The organism is Peribacillus sp. NPDC097225 (genome assembly GCF_044761955.1).
Lineage (GTDB): Bacteria > Bacillota > Bacilli > Bacillales > DSM-1321 > Peribacillus.
Genome location: NZ_JBIWDJ010000010.1, coordinates 23,353 through 41,650 on the forward strand (window position 1 = coordinate 23,353; position 18,298 = coordinate 41,650).

Consider the following 18,298-nt stretch of genomic DNA (forward strand, 5'->3'; position numbering starts at 1 on the left):
ACCTCCGCAAAGGGCACATACGTACTCAATCTTTGCTATTCTCTTTCTCTTTTTCTTCAGCTGATTTTCCCGAGGCTTCCTTGCTATCAGGTTCTTCTTTAGAAGCAGGTTCCTTTTTCTTTTCCTCTTCTTTTACAGCTGGTTTGGCTTCCGGTTCCACTACGCTTTCTCTATTTGGCTCTGTAGTAGGCTGCTCCTGTTCTTCCAATTGCGTGGCCTCTTCAAGCTGTTTTTGATATTCATCCATTTCCTTTTTATACTCCTTAAGCTCCGTATCCACTTCTTTCACTTGTGTCTCCTTTTCTTCACCGGACAAATCCTCATTAGATTTAATTTGTTCCTTTTGTGTCAAAAGTCCATACATAATCAATTCTCGATCTTCCATGATTCTCGCTAAGTTGATTGCATCCTCGCTTATGCCCCGGCCAATGTATATCCAATAGAGAAGATACTGACTATCGGTCTGTAGCGTAATGGCCTTTAAGATATTTTCCTTCTGAAAGTCCATCAATGACCCATGGGTAGTGACATAAGATTTAGAAAGCTCATACTGAACAACATATGGCATTTTCTCAGGATTGAAATGTTCCAATCGATCAATGACTTGGCTATATTCCTGTTTCAGGAAATTCTCCCCGCTTTCCACATAAGCCTCTTGCCTTGGTTGAGAAAAGAATAGTGTATAAATCGTAAAGAATAAGAGAGGGACTAAGATTATGCCTATTCCCCATAATGTGTAACGCTCCATTTTCCACTTTTTTTCTGGAATATGCACAAATGTTTTATGTTCTTTTTCCAGAAACTCTATTTGATTCTGGACATACAAGATCAGCCCTTCCCAAGTCTCTTCCGCTAAGATACTTTGAGTTTCTTTCGATAGTTTAAGAGTTTTATGGTAAAGAAGGTACTGATCAAATGTATACTGACTATCAACAAGAGCTGCAATCGTCGCCTTGGTTTCCTGAAACAGCTGGTTGGCGTTCTCCTCATACGGCGGCAGGCTTTCTTTTACGCCATAATGAAGAAAATAGGGAGTAAAACTTCGATCGAAAACCAGATTCTCCGGGCAGACGATTACCCGTAACCGAGTTAACTCATGTCTCCTGATCTTGTTAATCATTTGATGGGAAGCCATCCATCGATTCAAAGAACTTTTATTGCGTGCCTTGTTAAAAGCAAAAAAAGAGGTGGGCGGTACAATGCTGATCTGCACCTCATCCTCTGAAACCTCTATAGTTTTATGAAGAACCGAATCCACTTCCTGAATCAGCTGTAATTCCAAGGGATTCTGCATCAGCAATTTAGCACGTTGGAAAACGAATATATATCCATCATCATTCTTCTTCATTACCGCTTCCATTTGCTTTTCCAAATATGATGATTTTTTCTCACCCATTCTATGTACTCCTTTACCCCTGCTAAAGGGCTTTAGACTTTTTTCCTATATGTAGGACATGCCTCTTCCATTAAAGAATCTCGAGCCGATCCCCCGTCGTGATGCCACTATCCACTAATGTGTCATAACCGGAACAAACAAACTCCTTATTTTGAACCCGCACCCAATACCCTTCCCGTGGCACTTGTGCAATCCCCTTTACCTCCCAGACAATTTCCACAACCTTTTTGACGGAGCGGTAATTGGACACTTGGAGATCAAAGACCTCGCCCGTATATCTTTTTAAATCAATGGTTAATTGAATATAAATGCCAATCACCTCATTAAAAGAAAAAAACGCCACGATCTACAATCAGATTCACGGCGCTTTTCCCTAAAGCTTCTATCTCGTTTTTATCTAATTATCCGCGAATTTGGCTAGCAATTTGATTATCTGTATCTTCAAGGATTTGAGCAGATTTCGTCAATTGTTGAGATACTTCATTTAATAAACGAGCCATATCATTAAATGAAGGTTTTAATTCTTCATATTGTCCAACGAAGGCTTGACTAGAAGAACCTTCCCAAATCCCTGTTAAGTGATCCCTCATTTTATCCAAACGGCCAATAATATCAACGACCTGCTGGCTTTCATTATCATATTGTCTAGCTACATCCTTAAGTTCCGATGGGGTTACGCGAATTTGTGACATAACAATTCCTCCTTTAATGTGTTTAGTTACATTTTAATAGAACTATACAAATTCTGCCATAAAAATTAACAAACGGGTCATAAAATGGTAAATTATGATTATACAAATAATCCTAAATCTACCATCATAGAAGTCTAAGTACCTGTTTCCATACATTTCTAAACCACTTTGGGCGAAATATATATCATTTTTTTCCATATTTTCAAACAAACCGCTCTATATACCTACTATTTTTTCCTTTAATAGGATTAATTCGTCCTTTCCATTATAAAAGGTGACCTTTGTACCCCTATCATTGTTTTAATCAATCGTTTGATTAAAGACTTTAGGTCCGGCCAACACTAACTTGGGAGGAAATGTAATATACTTCTTTGAACGATGTTCACTATAAACAACCCGGATATCATGATCATGATTGTAAGCTTCTGCTCACAAATAGGCCAAAGGACTTCAAGCTTACGAATATCCCATTCCCTTCTGCCTGTTTTTTGAAAACATTTGATGATTTCAGAAGTAACATTTCCCATTATGATAGAATTATTTACATTAGTTGGGTAATGTGTAAAAAACGGTATAAGCGGAATGCAAAATAGATGATTGGATATTCAAATCGTACAGCATCTTTGAAGGGGGGATATTTAAATGAAGGGCAAAAAAGTCATGGCGCTAGGAATAGGTGTAACCGTATTGCTGGGAGGATGCTTAAATATGAATCTTTCAAAAGATAAAGAAGTAGAAAAGGAAATAGTCGCCACGAGTGGTGAAAGAAATGCTTATGAAAAAGATCACTTTGTAAGAATTCAAGACTATCATGGGGCTGGGTACACCCTACGCAATAGTGGAAAGGAAATCCGTCACCTCGCTGCAAGTCACCGGGAAGAGATTCAAAAGGCAGTAAAAGCATTCTTCCTCGATACATATAAGACGGAAGTTATGGTCCATAACATAATCGGTGCGGTTGATGGGGCATCTGTTTTTGTTGAGTCAATTGGCGAACCTCATTTTTATACCTTTGCCATCGTCCCCATTGATCTCGATAGGAAAAAAGTAAAAACAGATGAAGTTTGGTCTCAAGAGGGACAAGTGGAAAACGCCCTTTCTGGTGCACTATACGCCATGGCTTTTGATGAGGATTTCACAAACTTAGATCGCTACTTAAAAGAAACCACAGCCAGTTACCCTATAGTGGGAACACCAATAAAGGCCATTGAAAAAGTAGGCGCTAAAGGATACGCAACCTCTCACTACTATGTAAATCCAGTAGGAGATTCATTTGATTCCCTCTATAAAATGTATCTAAAAAACCCGGATATCAGTAAGGATGAATTGAGGGATTTTCTTCAGAAAGAGGCATTTGGACCAGAGGATATCATTTTCACCATTTATTTATACATGAAAGACAAAGATAAGGCCCCTGATGAAGCCATTTTCAATAAAATCGTCTCTGACATCGAAAAGATGGAAGGCATCCCACGTGGTTCATATTCCATCATATTGAATGATAACTTAATCGATCGAAGACGAGCAATTGGGACGAAGGAAAACTCGTTAAAAAGAACAGCACCAAATGAAATCATGAAAGATTAGGGAGGATCTTCTATGGCTGTTGTTAATACCCTATCAAGCCACGCCACCGATGATAATGATTTAGTCGAGCTTGCCGGATACCATTCTTATGTTCACTATGATATAGATGAAGTGTTCAAGGTGAATGAAAAGAAATTCAGGGTGATAGATACCATCTATAACACGGATACCGGTCTTGATGCACTTACTGTTCAAAATGTTAAAACAAGAGAGCTGACCGTGGTATTCGTTGGCAGTGAGCAAATGGATACGGATTGGATTGGAACGAATACAAAACTGCTTAGCGATGCCCCCCCTGCCCAGGTCCGAGAAGCCGTAGCCTATTTTGAGCATATAAATGATGAAGTGGGTGAGGTATCTTCCGTCTCTGGAAATTCCCTTGCTGGTGCTTTAACCAATGCGGTCGGAATCGATAATCCAGGAGTAAAAGCCGTTACCCTAAATCCAGCGATCCTTCCTGCTGGTATGGTTGATCCGGATAAAGAATATGCTAATATTACAAATTACTATAGTAAGTTTGACTTTCTGACGGGGACGGAAGAGACCATTAAGATGGGCGACCGGATTCCTGGTAAGAAGTACGGAATAAATAACGGCGTCCCCTCCTTTTCCATGCTTGGCTCCAACCATACTGGATATATCAAGCAAGATGCAAATGGAGAATTTACATTAGAGATAGGAATAGAAGGAGAACCAGGTCACGGCTTTGTCCATATTGGAGCTGACGATCATATCGTCACAAGTCTCTGGACAGGCGCCCCTTTGTATGGGGGCCAGAGTGAGCGAATCGAAATGAACCAAGAAAACATGATGCTACTGTCCCATGGAATACGTGATAATGTGAAAGGCCGTCTTGGCAAGGTCAGGGAATATGTCGGTAACTCAGTCCGTATCGTCCATACCGAAAATGAAAAATTCAATCAACGGGTAATAGGACTTCAGGATGCCTTTCAACAAAAGTTCGAGGAAACTGCCGGGGAACCTGTCTTTATGGGTATCACCACAACGGGTTTTGTCATGAAGGCATGCATAGACGAACTAATTAGGCTCTTGGATAAGGCAGAAGACAAATGCAGGATTCTAAATAATGTCCTGAACTCTAAGCCTGTTGAGATAGTCGAATGTATCACATCCGTGAATCTAAGCGTCGAGATTCTTTTCGATGCTCCAAAAGAGTACTTGGAGCAATTGAAAGCGGATATCGATGACTTAGTGGCAAGTGCAGGGACTATTATTTCGAATGAAATCCCGGAGTTATTTAAAGGCGGAAAAGACCTTTTTGTAGATGCAGTTGTAGGAGAACTTGACGCGCACTATGACATACTCGAAAGAAATAAGGAAAGCGTCTATAAACAATTACAGGATTACGAGCGCCAAGTTCAGGACATTGCCGATACGTTTCACGATAAGGACGCCAGTATAGCAGGAGCCATACAAACCAGCGCATCCCCGACAGATGGAATAGGCCCTGTCCAGAAAACAGCTCTTATCACTTTAGAGCCCCCCCCCTACCTAAAGGTCGGCATGAAAATCAAAGAGATTCAAGTCCAAATGGCACATAATCAAATCAACACTTTAGGGATGACGGTATTAATGCCGATCCTCATAAGCGTAAAAACAGTACTGACACTGATCGAGGCAGCATTAGACGCCATCATTCTAGCTGTTAATGCCGTTTTGACAGTAGGAATTTACGGTAATCCTGTGAGCTTGCTTATAAGTTTATTTACGGATTATGAACAGAAAATAAAGAACGCCGTCCAAGAAGTATTGGAGCCTATCATAGAAATGGAAACATCCATAGAAGGCATTCGTCTAGGAATGGACCGTATGATCATCAATCTTCCTGAAATGCTTAGTAATTTTAAACCATATATCGATACAGCGATTTTCGAACCTGGAAAATTTAGTGATGTTCGTCTATACAATGTTTCTGCTCTAGCCGTTCTGGATGACATGGAAGTTTTATTCGAGGATATTACCTTTCAACTATCAGGTCAAAAAGCAATGGCAATTGAAGCCACCTTGGAAATATCGAAGAACGTATTAGGAAACATTCAGCTCTTAAAAGAACAAGTCAATCGGGGAACACTATAATCCATGAGATTGACAAGGATACAATCCCACTGCCTCTACTACTCTATCATTCAACCGTTGGGATTGCTTACTCCTCATTCGAGTTTTATCCACGTTTTGCATTTCCCCCTATTTTAAAGAAGGAAATCTCTTTATAATGAAAGCATCCTGTTCTCCATCCTAATAATGACCATTCAACAACAGCCAAGGTGGAAAAAAGATGAAAATGTATAAGTTAACGGAAGACTTTTCCTCACTTTATAAAAAAGGAGCAAGATTCTTCGTCGTTTCTGACTCGGAGTTTATCGGTGTCAAAAGCTATGTATTGCTATCCGAAGACTTGAGGGGCAAAATTGAAGTAACGGACGATGAGTTGAAGAATAAATTTGTTTCCATTAAAGGGAAGCCTCACTAGTTTATAAAACAAAAAAAAGAGGGATTTTCATCAATGAAAATCCCTCTTTCCTTTATTTCAAGTCTTCAACAGAATCAATATCGACGTAATCTGGCACAACCAATCCATTCTTCGTTCCTTTAAGGTTTGGTCCTAAATCGATGATATCTTCTTTATATTTATTGTAATATTCAAGATGCGTTCCTGGAAGCCATGCCGCAACAAATGCATCCGCACTTCCATTTGCAACGCCAGCAAACATTGGTCCCACTTCAACTTGGCTTAGTGTTACATCATAGCCATTCTTTTCGAGAACCTTGCCAATCACATTTGTACTGGCTATTTCCGTATCCCAGGCCACATACACAAGATTGATACTTTCACCATTTCCTGCTTTTGCACCTTTTGTCCATTCAGACACTTTATCAGGATTTGCACTGATCCATTTTTCCGCTGCTTCAGATGGAGACTTGCCCCCAGCAACTTCGACCATCACATCTTCCATATCGCCCGTTTCCCAGAAGAATTGATCTAGGATTTTATACGCCCCAGGCGCATCCTTTTCGAGTCCTTGTCGAGCAATGGTATTAATGTTTTCAGCACCGCCAAAGGATTCATTCGGATCGTCAAGATACTTCAAATCGTATGTTGAGAACATCCAATGCGGTGACCAACCCGTAACGATAATCGGTTCTTTCTTATCAATCGCTTTCTTCAATTCCGCAACCATCGCGGCTGAAGAACCTTCGACAAGATTCCAGTTGTCCAAATCGTAATCTTCGATAGCCGTTTTGGTTAATTTCATCAAACCGGCTCCCGGCTCGATACCGATGATTTCATAATTGGTCTGTTCACCAAAGTTATTTGTACCGCCTTGCATGACTTCTTCTTTTTTCAAGATTGTAAATAACGCCGTACCGACCACAAGGATCGCTAGAACTGAGAAAAATACTTTCTTGCTAAGAAGCTTGCCATACGCTGGTTTACGCAGGTTTTGCGTGATGCGATCGAGAATGATGGCAATGATAACAATCGACAAGCCCGCTTCAAAGCCTTGTCCGACGTTAATTTGGCTTACTGCCCGGTAAACATCTGCCCCAAGGCCAGGTGCACCGACCAAGGAAGCCGTAACGACCATAGAAAGGGCAAGCATGATGCTTTGGTTAACTCCCGCCATAATCGTTGGCATCGCCAATGGCAATTGTACCTTGAATAGCTTTTGGCTACTCGTTGAACCGAAAGCATCCGTTGCTTCAATCAAATCATTGGGCACTTCCTGAATGCCAAGACTCGTCATTCGAATCGTTGGTGCGATGGCAAAAATGAACGACGCGATGATCCCTGGCACGACCCCTATTCCAAAAAACAGGATGGCCGGAATCAAGTAAACGAATGCAGGCATCGTTTGCATGAAATCCAGAACGGGTGTCACGATTCTTCTTACCGTCTTACTCTGTGCACTCCAGATACCGACTGGGATCCCTATCAGAATGGTGAGGAACCCTGATAATAAAACGATAGCAATCGTTTGTATGCTTGAGTCCCAATATCCTAGATTATCAATTAATAATAAGCTAACGAACGTAAATATTCCTAACGGCCATTTGCTTGTATAGGCAACTAAAAGAGTTAAAACAATAATCAATACGATGGAAGGTCCAACACTCATCACATCTACTAAGAGGTTCAATAACCCTTCGATCGCATTCGTTATAAGAGTAAATAATCCGGCAAATGCAATCGTTATCCAGTCCACTAAAGAGTCGACCCAAGCGCCTAATGGGATTTTTGGTATATTCATTGAACTTCACTCTCCATTTCTATCAGTTCATTCAATGAATCTTTATTACCTGCCAATGCCCCAATGACGGCACCACGGACAATGATTCCTTTTATTCTTCTCTTATCATCAATGACCGAAATCGGCAGACTGGAAGTTGCCATCACGTCCATAAGGTTTACAAGTAATTCTTCCTCAGGAACCGTCGGGATATCCGTTGACATCACCTCAGAAATAGATTGGTCATTTCTCAATGCCTGGCGTGCTTGCTCTGCCGACAAAGCCCCTAATAAGACTTGCTTACGATCTACGACGAATATGCTGGAATAACCTTGTTTGCGCATGATCTCAAGGGCAACCCTTGGACCACGGTCCACTGCGATTTTCTCAGGCCGCTTCATCACGTGAGATGCGGTAAGCACCTTGGATAAGTCCACATCTTCAACAAACTTCTCGACAAACTCATTAGCCGGGTTCATCATGATTTGTTCTGGTGTTCCCAGTTGGATGACGCTTCCGTCTTTCATAAGCGCAATCCTATCCCCGATTCTTAATGCCTCATCAAGATCATGGGTAATGAAAATGATCGTCTTTTTGTATTGCTCTTGAATTTCTAGCAATTCATCCTGCATGTCTTTACGGATCAACGGATCAAGCGCACTAAAGGCCTCATCCATCAACAAGACATCCGTATCGCTTGCAAGCGCACGTGCAAGACCGACCCTTTGTTGCATCCCGCCGCTAAGTTGTGAAGGCATCTGTTCTTCATATCCCTTTAACCCAACCGCTTCAAGCGCACTCATGGCTTTTTCACGTCGGATTTTCACATCCACCTTTTGAATTTCCAGCCCGTACTCGGCATTTTCCAGTATCGTTTTATGAGGGAATAAAGCAAAGTTTTGAAAAACCATGCTAATTTTCTGTTGCCTAACTTTTCTTAAGCGGGCCGCATTCATCTTTACAATATCTTCATTTTCGATTAGGATTTCGCCTAAAGTTGGATCAATCAATCGATTGAACATACGGATCAAAGTCGATTTTCCACTTCCGGATAACCCCATGATCACGAAAATTTCACCGGGATAAATTTCAAAATTGACGTTATTCACACCAACCGTTTGACCCGTTTCTTTCAAAATTTCCTTCTTTGACTTGCCTTGCTTCAATAAATCCGTAGCTGCTTTTGGGGATTTCCCAAAAATTTTCGAAACATTTCTGACCTCTACATATGGCTTCATTCAGTCACCTCGTTAGTTTGTTGACCATATGATGTTCAGTTCTGCTGTTTTCCTCATCTTGTGATGAGTCATCATGATTGTATAATTCTACTCTCTTAAGCTAGTCCAACCTGCACTTTCACACGAACGTCAAAAGGGGGAATGACGTAACATAATGGGTAAAACGTTACACTGTATACCAAAACGAACGCACTGAAAAATACTTAACATTCACATAATTAGTCCTGGTCATATGTGTAAAATAATTGAGTTTTTTTAGTAGAAAAAAGAGGTGCGATAGTAGAATACATGGATATCATTTAGAGTTTTCCTTAGACCACAATCAAGTATGTGTCCCTAATAAAGACAGAAGTGGCCAAATTAAGCGGTGGTTGTCCTAAACCACAACACATTAAGAAAAACACGTTTACAATGACCATGATTCATCGCTTGATCATTTACGTGTGATTATTTGAGCATTTCAAGTAGAAAAAAAAGGAGTAATCACAACTGAGGATAGTTGCAGAAACGGTGTATACCGACTGACATTTAAATGGTTTTTTACTTGGATTTTTTTGTTCGTCCCATCCCTAGGACTAAACGTTTATCCCTAAAGTACTTAATAACCTTAACAAAGATTGAAATAAGATTCAAATGAAGCGTAGTGTAAACCGTGATGATACCTGGCTTAATTGCATGATAAGATCCCACTATTCTCACGCGGATAATTTGCTTCGATTACCCTCGGTTAACTTTGACGTACCAACGGTGTAAGCCCTTACCGAAAAACCGCGTAATTGGTTCCGTACCGAAGACGTAAAAAGTTTTTTTAAAAAAATGAAATTGTTTCACATTTTTGGGTAAATCCTACGGGTTGATTTGGATAAAATTAGTAGGCAATTAGATGGATTCTACAACCCATCTAACCAGGTTTTTCAAACAAAAACGTTTAAGGCATTCCATGATTTCTATTTCACTGGTTTTCTGGCAGAAAGAATAAACTCTTCCTTTTAAAAAATGTTAGAATAGTATTAATATTCAATTAGAAGGGATGGGATAGAATGATTAAGGAAGTCTTTTTGAACAAATTGTCTGACTCCTACATACACGTAAAGGCATTGAAAAAGGACGTTTTTTCATCACATATCAGTTTGGAAGAAGCCTATCGAATTCAACATGCTTTCACTGCCGCAAAAAGAGCAAATGATGAATGCCTGAAAGGGTATAAAATCAGTATGACTAGTCCCGAAACACAAGCCTTGTTTAACGCCAAGGAACCGTTGTATGGACAGTTAACCGATAAACAAATAACCAATAAGATTTCTTTAAGTAAGCAAATGCTAAGTCCGCTGATCGAACTGGAGTTAGTCTTTATTGTCAAAGAGCCCTTGACTGCCGCTTCTACTGAAGAAGAAATAATCAACAAAACACAAATTGCTCCCGGATTAGAAATTCCTGATTCCCGCTTTGAGGATTGGTTTCCTAAAATGCCAAAAGAACAGGTTTGCGCAGATGGGGCAGTTGGCGGAAAAGTAACTATCGGGGAAGCAAAAGACTACACTTACACTGATATAGACAATATCAATGGCAAGTTGCTCTTCAATGGACAAACCATTGATGAAGGTACATCTTCGGTTGTAATGGGGCATCCGCTCAAGGCCATCATGTGGCTACTTGAAAAACTCGGGCAACATAATTTAACACTCGAACCAGGCATGTTCGTATCATCTGGCACATTCATCCTACCAAAAACACTAGAAATCGGGATGTATACTGGTCAATTTGAAGGAATCGGCTCCGTTACGTTATCGGTTACGGAATAAATAAGGACCGCAATGTCTCAGTGAAAAAGGGAAAGGCCTCAAAAGCCTCTCCCCTCTCCATGCATCTAATTCGAAAACGCCTCTCCCATATTTTTTCTCAACATACCCTATCCAGCAATTTGATTGAACCCGTTCAATAACTCTCGTAAGATCACTTTCGAAGTGCTTAAGACTACTACCCTATCATCCAAAACTTCTCGTTTACTAGACTCTACTGAAAATTGAAAGAAAATTACGATAATAGTATACTGATTTTGAGATTCAGTGGTAATAAAATCCATACTACAAAAGGAAGTGTCAATATGAAAGCGCTCAGATGGCATAATACTAAAGATGTAAGATTAGACAATATCGAAGAGCCACATGCAAAAAAAGGCGAAGTTAAACTTAAAGTCGAGTGGTGTGGAATTTGTGGGAGTGACTTGCATGAGTATACGGCAGGACCCATATTCATCCCAGCGGAAGAACCACATCCTTTAAGCGGGGATAAAGCTCCGATTGTCATGGGGCATGAGTTCTCTGGAAAAGTCATTGAAATTGGTGAAGGCGTCACTAAAGTAAAGGCCGGGGATCGCGTTGTTGTGGAACCCATCTATTCATGCGGTGAATGTGATGCATGCAAACAAGGGAAATACAACCTTTGCAACAAAATGGGGTTCTACGGACTTGCTGGAGGCGGAGGCGGATTTTCCGAATACACTTCTGTTCCAGAACATATGTTACATAAACTTCCTGAAACTGTTTCATATGAGCAAGGAGCACTTGTCGAGCCCTCAGCTGTGGCTCTTCATGCTGTAAAACAAAGCAAACTACAAGTTGGCGATAAAGCTGCCGTCTTTGGAACTGGCCCAATCGGTTTATTGGTTATTGAAGCCCTTAAAGCAGCCGGGGCGGCGGAAATCTATGCGGTTGAGTTATCGAAACAACGTAGACAGAAAGCAGGAGAACTTGGAGCCATCGCAATTGACCCAAATAACGGAGATGTTGTAGAACAAATTCAAAACCTTTCAAATGGTGGAGTGGATGTTTCTTATGAAGTCACAGGAATCCCACCAGTCTTAACACAAGCCATCAACTCCACTACATTCAATGGTGAGACGATGATTGTAAGTATTTTTGAAAAAGAGGCCCCCATTCATCCGCAAAATATCGTTCTGAAAGAACGTACAGTAACGGGTATCATTGGCTATCGTGATGTATTTCCTGCTGTCATAAGCTTAATGGCACAAGGATACTTCCCGGCCGACAAACTAGTAACTAAGCGTATCACGCTTGATAATGTAATTGAAGATGGCTTCGAAGGTCTATTAAAAGAAAGAAATCAAATAAAAATATTAGTACAAGCTAAATGAGATGAAAATCCGTTAAAGAATGTTCGGATAGATGAACTGGATAGTCTAACGACTATCCAGCAACATGATCTTTATTCATTCCTTCCTGTTTTATCTATATGTAATTGCTTGCCTTCTTCGTTATTGAACACTTCACCAAGTTTACGATGGACCAAAAGAAGTTAAACGCTTGTCTACTTCATTCAATACCAATTCTTCATCTTCTATAGATCTAAACCCGCTTTAGTTTGGTCCTTTTTGATAATATCTTCTAGCTATCGTTAATTTAAATGGCTGGAATAAGTTGTTTTAAATTAACGAGATACACCTAAGTAACTATATGATGGAGGACATTCAATGAATCAGACACTTAGAAGAGCTATTGTTGAATCCCAAGAATACAACCTTTCCACGAAAAGCGCTTGGAACCTTTACCAAGAAAAAGGACAGTATCCTGATAAAAGCATCCGGGCTGAGATTTTCGATTCATGGGAAAATTCCAAGAAACTAGGCATCAGCCCATTCCAGAATAAAATTAATGAGATCATTAGCCCAAACACTTTGAAGACTCGGCTCGATAAAAACGAGCAATTGCTTTCATTCGCTACCCCGAAAATAAACAGTTTGTCAGATATCCTACATGACTCTAAAACGATGCTTTCCATTACGGATAAACATGGTACTATTCTGCATTCCTCCGGTGAAAAGGGTGTCTTGGAAAATGCTGAGCGGATTAGTATTTTCACGGGGGGCACCTGGAGTGAAACATCTGCAGGAACAAACGCGGTAGGAATGGTGTTGAAGACGAAACAACCTTCTCGAGTTTTGTTTTCTGAACACTTCTGTGAAAAAAATCATGATTGGTATTGTGTCGCCTCCCCCATTTTGGATCCTTTTACAAACGAGCTAATAGGAATCATCAATATTGCAGGTTGCTCTAATCAAGTGCATCAACACACGATTGGGCTCGTCATTTCAGAAGTGAACAATATATCGAAATCTATTGATCGGCAATATCATGAGTATATTCTGCGTAATAATTTATTTTTGAATACAGCACTAGAAGGTGTGGAGGATGCCGTATTTGTAGTGAATACCGGAAAAAGCATTATAGAAAAAAATAGAGTGGCCAAATCGCATTCCATCCTAAAAGATGTTCAATCAATCAAGCATCTCCCTGAATTAGATAGACTTGTTGATTCTGTCTTACTCTACGGACTGAGAATAAGAGAAGAAAAAGTAAGTCATGATGAAAACAAGCAAAAATTCATTTGCTCCATCTATCCCGTTACTTTCCAAGACGAACGGCTAGGTGCAGTCATATTTCTAAGAGAGAATTCAGCCTATCCATCTTCCATCGGACATACACCTTCATCAGGCCGTTCCTTACATACTAAATCTACACGCTATAGCTTTGATGATATGGTCGGTTCCTCCAACGATTTTGTAGAAGTCGTGAAAAAGGCGCGAAAGGCATCGTTAATCGATGCTACACTTTTCCTAACAGGAGAAACCGGGACGGGAAAAGAAGTTTTCGCGCAGGCAATCCATCAGGCAAGCAACCGCCGTGATCAGCCTTTCGTAGCGATAAACTGTGGTGCCATCCCTCATGGATTATTTGAAAGTGAACTATTCGGTTATGAATCTGGGGCCTTTACCGGAGCTAAGGCGAAAGGCAATCCCGGGAAGTTCGAGCTGGCCCAAAAAGGCACAATCTTTCTTGATGAAATTGGAGATATGCCGCTTGATTTACAAGTTCATTTACTTCGAATACTCGAAGAGAGAGTCGTCATAAGAATTGGCGGAGATAAACCAATACCTCTCGATGTTCGTGTCATCGCTGCTACTCATAAAAATTTAGCGGAAGCGGTCAAAAAAGGCGAGTTTCGTGAGGACTTATATTATCGACTTTGCGTGATCCAAATGAGAATTCCTTCTTTGCGGGAAAGAATCGACGATGTTCCTGAGTTAGTCACCCAATTCATGGAGACCATGGGTGGTCAATTCGGAAAACCAGACATTCTGGTACACCCCGATACCATGGACTGCCTGACACAATACACATGGCCAGGAAACATAAGAGAATTAAAAAATGTTATCCAGCAAGCCCTATTCAATACGGAAGGAAATATGGTATTCCCATTCGACCTTCCTCCTGAATTGGTTAAAAATATAGGGGAAAACGAGAAAGAAGCGCTTATTGAAGCCATGATCAGAGAAAACGGAAACATTACCAACGTTGCAAAGACCCTTTGCATTTCCCGCTCTACCATCTATCGAAAAATCAAGCAGTATCAACTGAAACCAGAAGATTGGCTTGGATAATTAAATAACATGCAACGACAAAAGCCCAAACTTATCCACTCACTGATAGAGTGATACAGTTTAGGCTTTTTCTGTGAGACATTGATACATTTACTTGTTTCATTGGAACAGTTCTATATAGGAGATGATGATCAAAATAATGGGTGATAACCATTGATATTCATGGAGATGAACGAAATTCCACCCCCCTGCTCTATGTTGGCACGCCACTTGCATAATGTATTAGTGTAGGAAAAATTCCACTTCAAGATGAAAGCCAGGTGATGTAAAGATGAAGGAATTTGACGTGATTATAATTGGCGCAGGTCCTGGAGGATATGTTTCTGCCATTCGGGCTGCACAGTTAGGAAAAAAAGTCGCCATCGTCGAAAAAAAGAAAATTGGCGGGGCCTGTCTTAATGTTGGCTGTATCCCTTCCAAGACACTTTTAAAGCATGGAGAAATGATTGAAGAAATAAAAAAGGCAAACAGCTGGGGAATTGAAACGGGTGAATTATCCATTAATTTCTCAAAACTGATGAAGCGTAAAGATCAAGTAGTGCAATCATTGACGAGTGGTGTGGAACATTTGTTAAAGACAAACAAAATCACTTTACTTCAAGGAGAAGCATCCATAACGGAAAACTTAATCGTTTCAATCGGTGATGACAAAATAAAAGGCCAAAATATTTTATTGGCAACCGGAAGCAAGCCCTTCATCCCTCCAATCAAAGGGCTGGATCAAGTGGATTACCTTACTACCGATTCATTTTTTGACTTGCAGGAATTGCCGAAAGCCATGGTGATCATTGGTGGTGGAGTCATTTCGGTAGAACTGGCTTTTGCCATGGCGCCATTGGGAACGAAAGTGACAATTGTCGAAGTTGCTCCTGACATTCTATTAACCGAAGATGTGGACGCACGAAAAATCATCAAAAAGGAAGTGAAAAGGAAAAACATCCAAACCATCGTTAAGGCCGATATCCGGGAAGTGAAAAAAGATCAGGTTATATTAGCAGACCAAGAAATCTCCTATGATACCCTGCTAGTCGCAACCGGTAGAACCCCTAATATTGAGTTGGTACAAGACCTAAAAATAAAAATGGATGATACCAACAAGTTTGTGGCAGTCAATGAATACTATGAAACTAGTAAGAAACATGTTTATGCAGTAGGAGATTTAATCGGAGGCTATCAGTTGGCTCATGCGGCGAGTGCAGAAGGTCTAGTTGCAGTACATGCAATGAATGGCGAAGCTCCCCAACCCATAGATCAGACTGAAATCCCTAGATGCGTATATACTCATCCCGAAATTGCTTCATTTGGGCTAAGTGAAGAGCAAGCCAAGAATGCCAATTATGATGTAAGCGTCACCACCTCTCCCCTTTCTGGAAATGGAAAAGCCATTGCCATGGGAGAAACAGAAGGTTTTGTTAAAATCATCTCCGATCGTACATATCAGGAAATTTTGGGGGCGGTTATTGTCGGTGCCCACGCAACCGAGTTAATCGGGGAAATTTTGGCTGTGAAACACTCAGAAGGAACGATGAATGAGCTTGCAAGCCTTATACATGCACATCCTGCAGTGGCTGAAGCAATTGGAGAAAGCGCAAATGCATTATTCAAACAAGCGATTCATATGTAAACACCAAACAAGGAGGAATTACGAATGGAAAAGAATGAAGCACTTTGGATTTATCAAAAGATGAATGAAATCAGATTTTTTGAAGATGATGTACACCGCACCTTTGGAAAAGGTTTAATACCAGGATTTGTCCATTTATACGCGGGTGAAGAAGCCGTTGCAACCGGAGTGATGAGTTTATTGGATGACGAGGATTATATTACAAGTACTCACCGTGGACATGGACATGCCATTGCAAAAGGTTGCGATATCAATGGCATGATGGCTGAAATCATGGGAAAAAAAGATGGCCTGGGTGGAGGAAAAGGCGGCTCCATGCATGTTGCCGACGTTGATAAAGGAATGCTAGGCGCCAACGGGATTGTTGGTGGTGGGTTTGGACTAGCTGCCGGTGCAGCTCTTAGCATTAAGACATTAGGTCGAGACAATGTAGCTGTTTGCTTCTTCGGCGATGGTGCTTCAAATGAGGGTACGTTCCACGAAGGGCTAAATCTTGCTTCCATCTTAGATCTACCTGTTATCTTTGTGTGTGAAAATAACCAATTCGGCGAAGGCACGCCTTTTAGATATGCAAGTGCCTCTAAAACAGTGGTCGAAAGGGCTCCAGCTTATAATATGCCAGGTGTACGTGTGGATGGCATGGATGTCGAAGCCGTATACAACGCAACAAAAGAAGCGATTGAACGGGCCAAATCCGGTAAAGGTCCTACATTAATTGAATGCGACACATACCGGCAATATGGTCACTTTGAAGGGGACGAACAAAAATACAAGACGGATGAAGATCCCAATAAAGACCGTGATCCCATTCCTGAATTCCGTGAAAAAGCGATTAAAAATGGTTGGATGACTGCAGAAGAAGCGGATTCCATTGAAGCAGCGGCAGAAAAAACAATCAAAGAGGCAGCTGCTTTTGCGGAAGCGAGTCCATTACCGGATGAATCCACTCTATATACGGATATATTTGCATAAGAATAGGAGGAATTATAATGACGAATAGACAAATTACTTTTATGTCCGCTATTACAGAAGCGATGGCACAAGCGATGCGAAAAGATGAAACGGTTATATTAATCGGTACTGACGTTGCCGGGGGTGCTAAAGTAGACCACTTAGTTCAAGATGATGGTCGTCATGATGATGCATTTGGCGGTGTTTTCGGTTTATCTAAAGGACTGGTTTCAGAGTTCGGCCGTGGACGTATCATTGACACGCCTATTGCGGAACATGGTTATTTTAGTGCAGCGGTCGGTGCTGCCGCTACAGGTTTGCGCCCTATTTCTGAATTGATGTTTAACGACTTTATCGGGTTTGCTTTGGATCCCATTTTAAACCAGGGGGCCAAGATGCGGTATATGTTTGGCGGAAAGGCAAAAATCCCGCTTACTGTCCGGACCGTACACGGTGCGGGAGCAGGTGCTGCGGCTCAACACTCCCAAACATTATATGGAATGTTCGGTTCTATTCCAGGCGTTAAAGTGGTCGTTCCTTCCAATCCCTATGATGCCAAGGGTTTGATGTTAGCAGCAATTGAAGAAGATAATTTAGTCATTTTCTCAGAAGATAAATTGCTATATGGCATGAAAGGCGATGTGCCTGAAGAATACTACACGATTGAAATTGGTAAAGCGAATGTGACTAGAGAAGGAACGGACCTTACCATTGTAGCCATCGGCAAAATGGTTCAGGTAGCTCTTGAAGTTGCAGAAACATTAAATAAAGACAGAATCTCAGTTGAAGTAATTGATTTAAGAACGGTGGCACCATGGGATCAGGAGACCGTTTTGAAGTCTGTCAAAAAAACGGGACGGCTCATTGTCATTGATGAATCCAATCCACATAACAACACGGCTACGGATATTGCCTCGGTAGTTGCAGATAAAGCTTTCGATTATCTTGATGGCCCAATCAAAACCGTTTGTGCACCAAATACACCAGTTCCATTTGCTTCTAACCTAGAGAAAGCCTACATTCCAGATGCAAAAAAAGTGTTAACAGTTGCCGAAGAATTAATAGCTGATTTGAAAAAATACGTAACGAACTAGGAGGTGAA

General features: G+C 40.9%; 14 protein-coding genes. 9 read left to right on the top strand and 5 right to left on the bottom strand.

Annotated features, from left to right (window positions below; all coding sequences use genetic code 11):
- Positions 1-25: 25 nt before the first annotated feature.
- The 3 genes from essB to ACIQXH_RS18720 form a co-directional block, all read right to left on the bottom strand.
- The gene (gene essB / locus ACIQXH_RS18710; protein ID WP_402991621.1) at positions 26-1,396 is read right to left on the bottom strand and encodes a type VII secretion protein EssB; all 1,371 of its coding nucleotides are present in this window, start codon (positions 1,394-1,396) and stop codon (positions 26-28) included.
- A gap of 70 nt (positions 1,397-1,466) precedes the next feature.
- The gene (gene yukD / locus ACIQXH_RS18715; protein ID WP_402875549.1) at positions 1,467-1,706 is read right to left on the bottom strand and encodes an ESX secretion system protein YukD; all 240 of its coding nucleotides are present in this window, start codon (positions 1,704-1,706) and stop codon (positions 1,467-1,469) included.
- A gap of 91 nt (positions 1,707-1,797) precedes the next feature.
- Positions 1,798-2,088 (bottom strand): WXG100 family type VII secretion target, encoded by a 291-nt coding sequence (locus ACIQXH_RS18720; RefSeq protein WP_402875524.1) that lies wholly within the window; start codon positions 2,086-2,088, stop codon positions 1,798-1,800.
- Between the two features lie 642 nt (positions 2,089-2,730).
- Here ACIQXH_RS18720 and ACIQXH_RS18725 point away from each other — a divergent pair.
- From ACIQXH_RS18725 to ACIQXH_RS18735, 3 genes are all read left to right on the top strand, one after another.
- Positions 2,731-3,675 carry a DUF1672 family protein gene (locus ACIQXH_RS18725; protein WP_402875522.1) on the top strand — a complete coding sequence of 315 codons (945 nt, stop codon included), beginning with the start codon at positions 2,731-2,733 and terminating at the stop codon, positions 3,673-3,675.
- 12 nt (positions 3,676-3,687) lie between these two features.
- Positions 3,688-5,772 carry an SA1320 family protein gene (locus ACIQXH_RS18730; protein WP_403125269.1) on the top strand — a complete coding sequence of 695 codons (2,085 nt, stop codon included), beginning with the start codon at positions 3,688-3,690 and terminating at the stop codon, positions 5,770-5,772.
- A gap of 199 nt (positions 5,773-5,971) precedes the next feature.
- Positions 5,972-6,166 carry a hypothetical protein gene (locus ACIQXH_RS18735; protein ID WP_402875518.1) on the top strand — a complete coding sequence of 65 codons (195 nt, stop codon included), beginning with the start codon at positions 5,972-5,974 and terminating at the stop codon, positions 6,164-6,166.
- Between the two features lie 52 nt (positions 6,167-6,218).
- Here the strand turns inward: ACIQXH_RS18735 and ACIQXH_RS18740 are convergent, their stop codons facing one another.
- A complete protein-coding gene (locus tag ACIQXH_RS18740; protein ID WP_402875517.1) occupies positions 6,219-7,946 on the bottom strand; it encodes a glycine betaine ABC transporter substrate-binding protein in 1,728 nt (575 codons plus the stop codon).
- Positions 7,943-9,163 (bottom strand): quaternary amine ABC transporter ATP-binding protein, encoded by a 1,221-nt coding sequence (locus tag ACIQXH_RS18745; RefSeq protein WP_402875515.1) that lies wholly within the window; start codon positions 9,161-9,163, stop codon positions 7,943-7,945. Before ACIQXH_RS18745 ends, ACIQXH_RS18740 begins: the two co-directional genes overlap by 4 nt.
- 1,040 nt (positions 9,164-10,203) lie before the next feature.
- On the opposite strand from ACIQXH_RS18745, the gene ACIQXH_RS18750 reads away from it, so the two are divergent.
- The 6 genes from ACIQXH_RS18750 to ACIQXH_RS18775 all read left to right on the top strand — a co-directional run bounded on the left by ACIQXH_RS18750 (position 10,204) and on the right by ACIQXH_RS18775 (position 18,290).
- Positions 10,204-10,965, top strand: coding sequence for a 2-keto-4-pentenoate hydratase (locus ACIQXH_RS18750; RefSeq protein WP_403125272.1), 762 nt, complete (start codon positions 10,204-10,206; stop codon positions 10,963-10,965).
- A gap of 302 nt (positions 10,966-11,267) precedes the next feature.
- Positions 11,268-12,317 (top strand): 2,3-butanediol dehydrogenase, encoded by a 1,050-nt coding sequence (locus ACIQXH_RS18755; protein ID WP_403125275.1) that lies wholly within the window; start codon positions 11,268-11,270, stop codon positions 12,315-12,317.
- A 336-nt stretch (positions 12,318-12,653) separates the two neighbouring features.
- Entirely contained in the window at positions 12,654-14,621 is a 1,968-nt protein-coding gene (locus ACIQXH_RS18760) for a sigma-54-dependent Fis family transcriptional regulator (protein ID WP_403125278.1), read from the top strand.
- Between the two features lie 271 nt (positions 14,622-14,892).
- Positions 14,893-16,245: a dihydrolipoyl dehydrogenase gene (gene lpdA, locus ACIQXH_RS18765; protein ID WP_403125281.1), complete on the top strand. Its 1,353-nt coding sequence runs from the start codon at positions 14,893-14,895 to the stop codon at positions 16,243-16,245.
- Between the two features lie 24 nt (positions 16,246-16,269).
- Positions 16,270-17,217: a thiamine pyrophosphate-dependent dehydrogenase E1 component subunit alpha gene (locus tag ACIQXH_RS18770; RefSeq protein ID WP_402875505.1), complete on the top strand. Its 948-nt coding sequence runs from the start codon at positions 16,270-16,272 to the stop codon at positions 17,215-17,217.
- A gap of 17 nt (positions 17,218-17,234) precedes the next feature.
- Positions 17,235-18,290: an alpha-ketoacid dehydrogenase subunit beta gene (locus ACIQXH_RS18775; RefSeq protein ID WP_402875503.1), complete on the top strand. Its 1,056-nt coding sequence runs from the start codon at positions 17,235-17,237 to the stop codon at positions 18,288-18,290.
- Positions 18,291-18,298 lie beyond the last annotated feature (8 nt).